General features: G+C 51.2%; 9 protein-coding genes. 7 read left to right on the top strand and 2 right to left on the bottom strand.

Annotation, left to right across the window (positions count from 1 at the left end; translation table 11 throughout):
- The first annotated feature begins 1 nt into the window (after position 1).
- Positions 2 to 658: a tRNA (guanosine(46)-N7)-methyltransferase TrmB gene (trmB, locus tag BM040_RS00060; protein ID WP_092097826.1), complete on the top strand. Its 657-nt coding sequence runs from the start codon at positions 2 to 4 to the stop codon at positions 656 to 658.
- Positions 659 to 892: 234 nt separating this feature from the next.
- On the opposite strand, the gene trpF is transcribed toward trmB, so the two are convergent.
- Complete coding sequence (trpF, locus tag BM040_RS00065) at positions 893 to 1,516, bottom strand: phosphoribosylanthranilate isomerase (RefSeq protein ID WP_092097827.1); 624 nt, start codon at positions 1,514 to 1,516, stop codon at positions 893 to 895.
- Positions 1,517 to 1,728: 212 nt separating this feature from the next.
- On the opposite strand from trpF, the gene mnmA reads away from it, so the two are divergent.
- From mnmA to BM040_RS00095, 6 genes are all read left to right on the top strand, one after another.
- Entirely contained in the window at positions 1,729 to 2,856 is a 1,128-nt protein-coding gene (gene mnmA / locus BM040_RS00070; RefSeq protein ID WP_092097829.1) for a tRNA 2-thiouridine(34) synthase MnmA, read from the top strand.
- Positions 2,856 to 3,620 (top strand): hypothetical protein, encoded by a 765-nt coding sequence (locus tag BM040_RS00075; RefSeq protein ID WP_092097830.1) that lies wholly within the window; start codon positions 2,856 to 2,858, stop codon positions 3,618 to 3,620. The genes mnmA and BM040_RS00075 overlap by 1 nt, the downstream gene beginning before the upstream one ends.
- Positions 3,621 to 3,623: 3 nt before the next feature.
- On the top strand, positions 3,624 to 5,297 hold the full coding sequence (locus BM040_RS00080; RefSeq protein WP_092097832.1) for a S8 family serine peptidase: 1,674 nt from the start codon (positions 3,624 to 3,626) through the stop codon (positions 5,295 to 5,297).
- Between the two features lie 29 nt (positions 5,298 to 5,326).
- Positions 5,327 to 6,508: a hypothetical protein gene (locus BM040_RS00085; RefSeq protein ID WP_139217731.1), complete on the top strand. Its 1,182-nt coding sequence runs from the start codon at positions 5,327 to 5,329 to the stop codon at positions 6,506 to 6,508.
- A 141-nt stretch (positions 6,509 to 6,649) separates the two neighbouring features.
- Positions 6,650 to 7,303, top strand: a complete 654-nt coding sequence (rpe, locus tag BM040_RS00090; RefSeq protein WP_092097837.1) for a ribulose-phosphate 3-epimerase — start codon at positions 6,650 to 6,652, stop codon at positions 7,301 to 7,303.
- Between the two features lie 13 nt (positions 7,304 to 7,316).
- The gene (locus BM040_RS00095) at positions 7,317 to 9,749 is read left to right on the top strand and encodes a TonB-dependent receptor (protein ID WP_245756054.1); all 2,433 of its coding nucleotides are present in this window, start codon (positions 7,317 to 7,319) and stop codon (positions 9,747 to 9,749) included.
- A 63-nt stretch (positions 9,750 to 9,812) separates the two neighbouring features.
- Here BM040_RS00095 and BM040_RS00100 read toward each other — a convergent pair whose 3' ends face one another.
- Positions 9,813 to 10,658 (bottom strand): DUF2911 domain-containing protein, encoded by an 846-nt coding sequence (locus BM040_RS00100; protein WP_245756055.1) that lies wholly within the window; start codon positions 10,656 to 10,658, stop codon positions 9,813 to 9,815.
- Between the last annotated feature and the right edge of the window lie 388 nt (positions 10,659 to 11,046).

Below are 11,046 nucleotides of genomic sequence, written 5' to 3' on the forward strand. Positions count from 1 at the left end.
AATGGGAAGATCTAAACTGGCAAAATTTGCCGCTATTGCTGAGCGTGAGAATGTTATAGAACCAGGTGACGAGCGCTATGGACAACTGATTGGGAAGTGGCGTGAGCAGCATTTTGAGAATGATAATCCGCTTGTGCTGGAGATTGGCTGTGGCCGCGGGGAATATACGGTAGGGATGGCGCGCCTGTTCCCGGAGAAAAATTTTATCGGCTTAGATATTAAAGGTGCCCGCCTCTGGAAAGGTAGTACCCTGGCTGAAGAGGAGGAGCTGGAAAACGTGACCTTCCTGCGAACGTTCATTGAGAATTTAGCCGACAACTTTGCTGAGAATGAAGTAGACGAAGTATGGATTACCTTCCCGGACCCGCGTCCCCGCGACCGTGACGAGAAGAAACGCCTTACCTCGCCCCGCTTCCTGGATCTGTATGAGCGCATCATTAAGCCCGGCGGCATCATTCATCTTAAAACCGATAACCTGGGCCTGTACGAGTATACATTGGAGGTGCTGCAGGAACGCAAAGTAAAGGACCTGATTCATACTTCAGACCTCTACAACTCAGACCTGCAGGAGCATACCATGGGCATCTACACCACCTACGAGAGACGTTACCTGGCTGACGGCATTCCTATCAAATACCTACAGTACAAGGTGAGTTAGAGAGTTTAAGAGTTTAGGAGTTTAGGAGTTGGGGAATTAGAGAGTTTGGGAGTTAGAGGGTTGATACTCTTGAAAGTATAAATCAGCTAAGTCAAAAGTATAGTTGGCTCTACTTTGAAAAAAAATGAATCGGCCTGACGAGTTTATACTTCGTCAGGCCGATTCGCTTTATAGATTAGAAGATGTGGTAAGTTGACTCTCTAATTCTTAAACTCTCTAACTCCCAAGCTCCTTCTACGCTTCCTCTATTTCCTCGAAGATCTCGGCTAGTTCGTCGTAGTCTTTCAGGCCGGGCTTGATTTCGTGGCCACCGATAAGGACGATGCCTGTTGGTTTGATGGTTTTCAATACCTGATGAACGTTGGACTTGTCTACTCCAAATCCTAGGTAGATCCTGAACTTCTTGGCAAGCGACGCCAGAAAACGCGTGTTTGTCTCGTCAATCGTGTCAAAGTCGTCGGAGCAGATGATGAAGGAGTGCACGTAGGGGCTGTAAAGCTCCATTGTCTCGTGCAGTTCGCTTTCCACGGTATCTTTATTGATAACCACCTTCTGTATCACCGGGCGGTTGATTTCCTCTATCTCATCAATCAGGTAGGGCAGGTCCAGTTGGATCAGGTCCAGGTTAAACTCATCAGCCAGCTCGTTTATCACGTCCGGCCTGGCGCGGAGGAACTCCCCGGCGGTCTGCACACCGGCCACCCAGCCCATGATCTCCTTCAGCGTTTGCGGCTGCACATGTTTCGGGTCGTCGAGTTTGAGGTTGAAGCCAATAATATCTACACCCATGCCAGCGCAGTATCTTGCGTCGCTTAGGTTGTTTACGCCGTTCACTATCACAGAAGTACGTAGGGCCATGGTAATTTTGCTTTAAGTTATATATTCAGTTTATGCACAAATATCTTTAGCCCAAAGTAAAAGCGATTTTCCTTTACAGCCAACCTTTTTCCACTATTTATACTTATTGCGCCGGCTGCCCCTATAAAATAGAACCTGAAACTTTATAACTGTGTTGTTGTTGCTATATTTGTATCAAAATGCTAAATTTTAAATCGAAAGTTACTAAATAAATGAGTACAAAAGGAAGGGTTCTTGTGGCCATGAGCGGCGGCATCGATAGTTCGGTGGCGGCTGTTATGCTGCATGAGCAAGGCTATGAGGTAGTGGGGATGACCATGAAGACCTGGGATTACGCCTCCAGCGGAGCCAGCAAGAAAGAAACTGGCTGCTGCTCGCTCGACTCCATCAACGATGCCCGAAATATTGCCGTTCAACTTGGTTTCCCGCACTACATAATCGATATCCGTGAAGAGTTTGGCGACTATGTGATCAATCATTTTACGGATGAGTACCTGGCTGGGCGAACGCCAAACCCGTGCGTGCTCTGCAATACGCACATTAAGTGGGATGCCCTGTTGCGTCGCGCCGACCAGTTGGGCTGTGATTTTATAGCCACGGGCCACTACGCCAACCTGCGTCAGGAAAACGGACGTTACATTATTTCCAAAGGCCTGGATGAAAGTAAAGACCAGTCGTATGCGCTGTGGGGCATTTCGCAGGAGAGCCTGAGCCGCACAATCTTCCCATTGGGAGGCCTGCATAAAACTGAGATCCGGGAAATGGCCCGTGAGCGTGGTTTTACCGAGCTGGTAAACAAGCCAGAGTCCTATGAGATCTGCTTCATCCCGGACAACGACTACCGTGGCTTCCTGAAGCGCCGCGTAGAGGGGCTGGAGGAGCGCGTGGCCGGTGGTGAGTTTGTGCTCGAAGACGGTACCGTAGTTGGCAAGCACGAGGGCTACCCGTTCTATACGATTGGGCAGCGTAAGGGCTTAGGCATTGCTTTAGGTTTTCCGGCCTATGTAACACGCATTGAGAAAGATACAAACCGTGTGGTGCTTGGAAACTATGAGGAACTGGCTAAAAATGCCATGACGGTTGGCAAGCTGAACATGCTCAAGTATGAAAACCTGATCGGGCAGCCAATTCCAACAGTTACGAAAGTGCGTTACAACGACCCGGGTACAGAGGCCATCATTGAGCAGGAGGGCGACAAGATGAAAGTACACTTCCTGCACGGGGTACACGCCATCGCGCCAGGGCAGGCTGCAGTATTCTACGAAGGCAACGACGTAGTGGGCGGCGGCTGGATTGAGACAAATTACAACTCAGCATATAACCTGAACGTGTTGCAATAATGAGAAGAGCCCTGCTGCTTTTGGTGGTTGCGCTGGCTGGCCTGGTGGCCGCCTGCGAGGACAAGTACAAGGATCCCGATCCGAAGATAATGGGCTACGACTACTTTCCGCTGGAAGTGGGGCAGTACCGTGTCTATGATGTGATGGATATCCGTTTTATGAGCGATGTAGGGGATACCAGCCGTTTCCAGCTTCGCGAGCGGGTAGATACCACCTTTGTCGACCAAACCGGCAAGCTCAACTATAAGATCATCCGCTCCGTTCGTGCAAACGAAAACATGAACTGGATAGATGACTCTGTGATGGTGGTAACCAAGTCGGACGCCATGGTCATGCTGACCAAGAACAACACCAAGTATGTGAAGATGGTGTTTCCGGTGAAGGAAGGGCAGACGTGGTTGGGAGATGCCTATAATAACAATACAGGCGAAGACTATAAACCCGATCCAAACACCAACAAAAGAGCTGAGTATTACCTGACCAAGGAAGATTATACGTTCGAGAACGTAGGCAAGCCTTACACTGTGAATGGTAATACCTTTAGCAACACAGCAACTGTCATTCAGGGTACGCCTATCGAAACCTGGATTGGGCTCAATGACCGCAAGGAAGTATATGCTGAGGGAGTGGGTATGGTTTACAGGCTCTTTACCAGGATTGTTTACTGTAATGCCTCAGAGTCGAAGGACTGTACGTATGGCATTGGCTACAGACTCCACGGCCATGAGCGGCACGAGAAACTAATCGACCACGGAAAGGAATAAGGTATGCGTTTGCTGCTCCTCTTTACCTGCCTGCTGCTGTACCTGCCCGTAAAGGCGCAGGACACTGGTAACGCAGCTAGAGAGGAGCAGAAACGTTTAATATACTTCGCCGATAAGGCAGACACCCCCTTTACTACTTCAGAACCACTGCAATTCCTGTCGCCAAAAGCGGTGGAGCGGCGCAAACGTCAGAACATCACTGTTACGCCGCGCGATCTTCCGGTAAACCCTGCCTATGTGGCCGCGCTTCAAGAAGCTAGCGCTACGGTATGGTATACTTCCCGGTGGTTTAACGCGGCTGTCGTGCAGTGCACCGACGAGCAGTTGCAGGCGCTGGAAGAGCTCCCGTTCGTGCTCCGTACGCAATCCCTGAACCGCGTGGCGTCTCCGACCGGTACATCAACCCAAGGGACCGCACTTCAAAGCATAGCAGCAGCTAGCACTACCTCTAACGCTCCTTACTGGCCCGCCCTTAACCCGTCAGACTATGGCCCTGCATTCCATCAGGCTGATATGCTTGGTGTTGACGAACTGCATGCCGATGGTTACACAGGGGCCGGAATGACCATTGCCGTGCTGGATGCCGGTTTCCCGGGAGTGCCAACGATAGCGGCCTTTGCCCACCTTTTTGAGCGAAACCAGCTGGCGGGCACTTTTGATTTTGTGAGGAAGCAGGAAGATGTGTTTACTGCCGATGCGCATGGCACAGCGGTACTTTCTACCATGGCTGCTTATGCCCCGGGGAGTATGGTGGGTACGGCCTATGGCGCCAATTACCTCTTGCTTCGTACCGAGGATGCCGCCACAGAGCATAACATAGAGGAAATTAACTGGCTGCTGGCCGCAGAATTTGCCGACAGTGCTGGGGCTGATGTCATTAATTCTTCACTGGGCTATACTTTGTTCGATGCCCCTTCCCAAAGCTATACGTACCAGGACATGGACGGCAACACCTCCCTTATTAGCAAGGCCGCTGACTTTGCTGCCGCTACGGGGATGCTGGTGGTGACAAGCGCTGGCAACGAAGGAAACAAAAGCTGGCAGTACGTTTCTGCTCCCGCCGATGCCGACTCGGTGCTGGCCGTGGGTGCTGTAGACTCGCTGGGTGTAAAGGCCGCTTTCAGCTCCTTTGGTCCTACGGCTGACGGGCGGATTAAGCCGGATGTGGCGGCCATGGGACAGGCGGTATACTTTATACTCCCAAACGGATCGCTTGCGCGGGGCAACGGCACTTCTTTTTCAGGCCCTATTGTGGCTGGCTTTGCCGCCACTGTGTGGCAAGCCAATCCTTTCAGAACAAACATGGAGCTGATTGAGCTTCTAAGGCAGAGTGGGAGCAACGCTACTAACCCGGACAACAGCATCGGCTATGGCATCCCGAACTACAGGCGCACCCTTACTGCCTCTCCCGGAGCAGCTACAGGAGAGGAGCTATACATCACAAACCCGGTACGACAGGATCCGGTTATACTTTACCTGGGCCAGGATTGGCTGCAGCAAGCCATAGAAGTGCAGGTGTTGGATGCCACGGGCAAGCAAATGTTCCGCCAAAGTATAGTGCTGGCACAAAAGGAGCAGCCGCTAAAACTAGAGCCGCAGCACCTGGGAAACGGCCTGTACCTGTGCCGCATCCGGTCGGGTAATAGAGTAGCTACCCTCAGGTTTGTGAAACTGTAGAAGCCCTGATGGTAACTCAAAACCCAACTATGAGAGCAAGCGCTACCCACGTCACCTTGGTCTTAGGATTTATACTTTTCACCGCCGTACCAGGCCTTTGCCAGGTCAAGCCCTATCTTACCGCCCGGGTTGATACTACGAAACAGGAGGTAAAGGCTGTGTACGAACTCATCGGGAATTACCTAAACGCACAACCTGACAGCCTCTACCACAACCCCTATTGGAATAAGGAAGAAGTAGACTTTTACTACGGCCAACATCAGGAACATTTTGATCAGGCTGCTCCCCACCTGTTCTTTGGCCTGAATAGCAAACAGCTTTTCAGCTACTTTAAGCCTACCGTTTTAAGTATAGAGCCTGTGGGGGAGAAGTATGTTGCCAGGATTCTGCTGGCGACCGACAAACTGGAGCCGTGGATGGTAACGAATAAAATGAACCCGCCTTTTATACTTCGCTACTATGCGGCTAAAGATGAAGCAGGGGATTGGAAACTGGAGAATGCCTGGGCTAATGAGCTGAAGAAGTGGAAACAGCAACAAACGAAATGGATCACCTTCCATTTTCCACCGACTTTTGAGTTTAACCAGGAGCGGGCGGAGAAGGCAGATGCCTTTGTGGAGTCTTTTGTCAGGACGCTGAACATCCCCGATGCCAAACCATTTGATTTTTATGTGATGAACTCGGAAGAGGAGCTAGGCAGGCTCTTCAACCTGGACTATTGGCTGGCTTACCAAACTGGCTTTGCCAGAGCAAAGTATAACCGCATCTTTTCCGCGCATGGAGCCGAGGATAACCTGCATGAGTTCGTACATATCCTCTATCATCCAGTTAAAAATCACTTTTTGGGAGAGGGCATCGCCACATACTTCGGAGGTGTTGACGGACATACCCCTTACCAGGAAACGTTAAGAGAAGTATCCAGAGACATCTACAGGAACCATCCCGAGGTCACTTTCAAAAACCTTTACGATGGCAGCTTCCGGTATGCCGGCAACCAGAGCCCACGCTATGTAGCCGGCGCCGTAGTGTACCAGTTGGTGCACGAGAAAAAAGGAGTAAAAGGCTTCCGGGAAGTAGAGGAGAGCGACAACACCTACGAGTCGCTTATTAAAACCATGGCGAAGGTGATGCGGATGAAAGAAAGCAAAGTGGAACCGTATTTAACGGATTACATCCGGACGTATCATCTAAAGGAAACGTCTGCACTTTAACATCATGCACTGGAGAACGTATGCACTTGCTGCGACTGATGCACGATAAGAATGAAGTAAAAAGGAGAGCGCGGCTAGCAAAGATTTGCGTAAGTACCGACGTTGCTCCCAAATATCAATTATAAATTTACCTTTGCAGGTATGAGACCACTAATTGCCCCTTCTGTACTAGCCTCTGATTTTGCCAACCTGCAGTCGGAGGTAGAGATGCTCAACAACAGCCAGGCCGATTGGCTGCACATCGACATCATGGACGGCCGTTTTGTGCCTAATATTTCCTTTGGTTTTCCGGTTTTGGAGGCTATTAAACGCTACGCGCAGAAACCGCTGGATGTGCACCTGATGATTGTGGAGCCGGAACTGTATATTGAGCGGTTCCGGGAGGCGGGCGCGGACACCATTTCGGTGCATGTAGAGGCCTGCACGCACCTGCACCGCACCCTGCAGCAGATTAAAGCCACCGGGGCAAAGGCAGGTATCGCCGTAAACCCGCATACTTCCGTGCACTTGCTGGAAGATGTTATAGCCGATGCCGACCTGGTTTGCCTGATGTCGGTAAATCCGGGGTTTGGCGGGCAGAAGTTTATCGAGAACACATACCGCAAAATTGAGGCACTCAAGAACCTGATCATCCAGCGCAACTCACAGGCACTGATTGAGATTGACGGTGGCGTGAACCAGCACAACACACCGCTGCTGCTGGAGAAGGGCGCCGATGTTCTGGTGGCCGGCAGTTTTGTCTTCTCTGCCGAAGACCCAGCCCAAACCATCGCCGATCTAAAATCCTCTAAATAATAAACCGCTGCAGATGCTGAAATATTTACTGGGATGGTGGTGTATACTTTTGCCCTTTGGTGTTTTGGCACAGCAGGCTACCTTATCCGGCAGGGTGCTGAACCAGCAGCAGGAGCCACTAGAGTCGGCTATGGTAGCCCTGAAGGGAACTTCAACGGGTACCCGGACGAATGCAGCAGGAGCGTTTAAGTTAATAGTGCCGGCAGGTACGGAGTGGACGCTTGTGGTGCGCCACCTGGGGTATAAAGCGCTGGAACAAAAGTTTATACTCCAGCCTGGTGAAAGTCGTGATTTAAGCTTTATACTTGAGCCAGACCCGCAGCAGTTGCAAACGGTGGATGTGCAGGGCAAAGCTGAAGAGAGTCGCGAGCAGGTGAGTGTGATTACCTTGGACCCGCGCGATGTGGAGCACCTGCCGTCCACCTTCGGCGACTTTAACAAAGTGCTGGTCACGCTGCCGGGTGTGTCGAGCAACAACGAGCTTTCCAGCACCTACTCGGTGCGCGGGGGCAACTACGACGAGAACCTGGTCTACGTCAACAACATCGAGATTTACAGGCCCTTTCTTATTTCCTCGGCGCAGCAGGAGGGACTTTCCTTTGTAAACCCGGATTTGGTTGGTAACATCGAGTTTTCCTCGGGTGGCTGGCAACCAAAGTATGGCGACAAGCTTTCTTCGGTGCTGAACATCAAGTATAAACAGCCCTCAGAATTTGGCGCTACGGTTAGCGGCGGCCTTACCGGAGGAGCGCTGCACCTGGAGTCGGCTTCCAAAAATAAAAAAGTTTCCTACCTGTTTGGCGCCCGCCACAAAAACGGGCAATACATTCTGAAGGGGCTGCAGACAGAGGGAAAGTATAACCCCATCTTTACAGACGCGCAGGCCTATGTGCACTTCGACCTGACCAAAGACACCCTGAACCGTGGCCGCACCACCCTGGGTATATTGACCAGCTACGCCAACAACGACTTCCGGGTGGAGCCCGAAACGCAGGCAACTACGTTTGGCACCCGCAACACGCCGCTGCGCCTGCTCATAGCCTTCGATGGGCAGGAGCGGATGGAGTACGCTACCTACCAGGCCGGCCTAAACCTGACGCACCGTTTCACAGCATTTTATACTTCTGAGCTTATACTTTCGGGGGTGCACTCGCGGGAGCGGGAGTTCCGGGACGTGGAGGCCGGCTACCGCCTGTGCGATGTGGACACCAACGGCGACGGCATTGGCGACTGCCTGCAGGAGCGCGGGGTGGGGAGCTCCTTCAACCATGCCCGCAATACCCTGCTGGCCCGGATATTGGCAGCGGAGCTTCGCAATACCTGGCAGGCAAGTCCGCGCAGCAATGTGCAGTTCGGTCTGAAGGTAGGTTCTGAGCGCATCGAAGACCAACTGCAGGAGTATGGCTTCACGGACTCGGCCGATTACGTAACGCAGGATTATTACCTGCGCTCCCAACTGGATCTTAACACCCTGCGCTATAGCGGCTACCTGCAGCATACCATCGCCCTGGACTCGCTGAGAACCTTTACCTATGGGATGCGCGCCACGTACTGGGATTTTACAGGGGAGTTGAATATCTCGCCGCGCGTGCAGTATTCCTTTATTACCCGTCGCAACCCCAACCTTTCCTTTAAAACTGCACTGGGTTTATACTATCAACCACCGTTTTACCGCGAGCTGCGCGACTTTAATGGGGTTATCAACCCGGACCTGAAGGCACAGCGATCGGTACACGCCATCGTGGGCAGCGATTATCTTTTCCAGGCCTGGGGGCGCGACTTTAAACTTGCCACGGAGGCTTATTACAAGTGGATGACCAACGTGATTCCGTATGACCTGGATAACGTGCGGCTGCGTTACTATGCCCGCAACAACGCCAAGGCCTATGCCGCCGGCTTCGACGTGCGGGTGAACGGGGAGTTTATACCGGGGGCTGAGTCGTGGTTGAGCCTGGGGCTGCTGACAACGAAAGAGAATGTGGAGGGTGACTCAATTTCAGTTCACAATGCGCAGGGCGAGAAAATCGGCATGCGGGAGCAGGGCTTCCTCCGACGGCCCACAGATCAGTTAGTGAACTTCTCCTTGTTTTTCCAGGACCACCTGCCCGACAACCCTACGGTGCGCATGTACCTGAACCTGGTGTATGGCAGTGGCTTACCTTTTGGCCCGCCGCGCCAACCGGAGTATAGAAGTGCCTTTGATGGCCGCTCTTATAAGCGCATCGACATTGGTTTTTCGAAAGTACTTGTGGTAGAAGGGGATGTGGTGAAGCGGAAAAAGCTGGGGCTGGAGAGCCTTTGGATAGGGTTGGAGGTGCTCAATTTAATTGATGCCAAAAACTGGATGTCGTACAACTACGTGAGCGACGTGAACGACATAACATATGCCGTACCCAACTACCTCACCGGTCGCCGCCTGAACGTCAGGTTCGTGGCCAAGTTCTAAGTATAAAAAGTGAGGGGAGGCCAATTTTCGGCCTCCCCTCACTTTTCTAAGTATAAATAATCTCTAGCGTCTTTTCTTCCACTCGCTGTACGCGGTTTCTATTTGCTTGGCATACGTCTGGTAACTCTCCGGTTCTGCCCCTCCAAGTTCCATCGCCTTTGCTGAAAGTGTGGCCGCCATCTGGTACTCGTTGTTATAAGCATACAGCTTTGCCTTAATCCAGTTGTTGTAGAAGTTTTCCTTAATCGCGATAGACTTGTTAATCCACTCCAAGGCCTTTTGATGATGCTCTTTGCGAGGCAGCATGTACTCTGCGCATTGTGCCCAGGTATACCAATCGTCGCTGGCGGCGGTGGAAAGGGCGTAATTAATATTCTCCAGCGCCTTCTTCTCAACATCTGTCTCTATGCTCAGGCTGATTTTGGTATTCTCCCAGGCCAGGTTCAGCTTTGCTTTATTCATGTTGATGTCGGAGAAGGAGAAGTGCATGGTCTCCACAAACTCAGTTGTCTTGGATGGCTTCACCTCTAAATATGCCACATCATCCAGTTCATTATAACCTTCCAGACCCCAAAGGGTGGTATCACGGTTTAGTACCACATGCCATACAGAATCATTTTGAGGGATGATGAAGAAGGAGTAGGTGCCTGCCGGTACGCGCTCGTTGTTCAGAAACAGCTCATCCTCAAAGCTTATCAAGGTGGCCTCGTTGGCACCAGCCCGCCACATTTGCCCATAAGGTACAAGCCCTCCGAAGACCTGCCTGCCCCGCACGCTTGGCGCATGGTAGTTCACTGTAACATCGGTTAGCCCAATTGTCTGGCGCAGGTAAGCTGCAGGACTGGCCTGCGGCAGTTTTACCTGCGCAAAGGCGCTGCTCTGTGCAAACAGGAAAGCTATCGTTAACAAGAAAAAGCAAAGTATGGGTCTCTTCATGGTAGTCTAAGAATGGGTTGCACGTATTTCCCCTAACCGAAAAAACTATGCCAATACAGTCGGCCTGTACCAATAAATTCGGATGCAAAGCTAGTAAAGTTTACAGGATCAGCCTCTACTTTTTGCTTCTGCCTAAGAGCATAGAACTATGCAAGAAGCATATGCTCAACTAAACCATGTGTAAACTTTGCAAAATTAAAAAATATATCTGATAAATGTAACTTTATAAACTTGTAAAAGTATAGGATTGTGGGTTATTGAGTCTGGTTATATAAAAACTAGGAAATTTTCAACAGCCTCCTCGCATAGCAAAGGCCTAAGCATAGAAACTTATAAGACAAAGTAGTTCTGGACACGCTCA

This window comes from Pontibacter chinhatensis (genome assembly GCF_900113285.1).
In the GTDB taxonomy this organism is placed as follows: Bacteria; Bacteroidota; Bacteroidia; order Cytophagales; family Hymenobacteraceae; genus Pontibacter; species Pontibacter chinhatensis.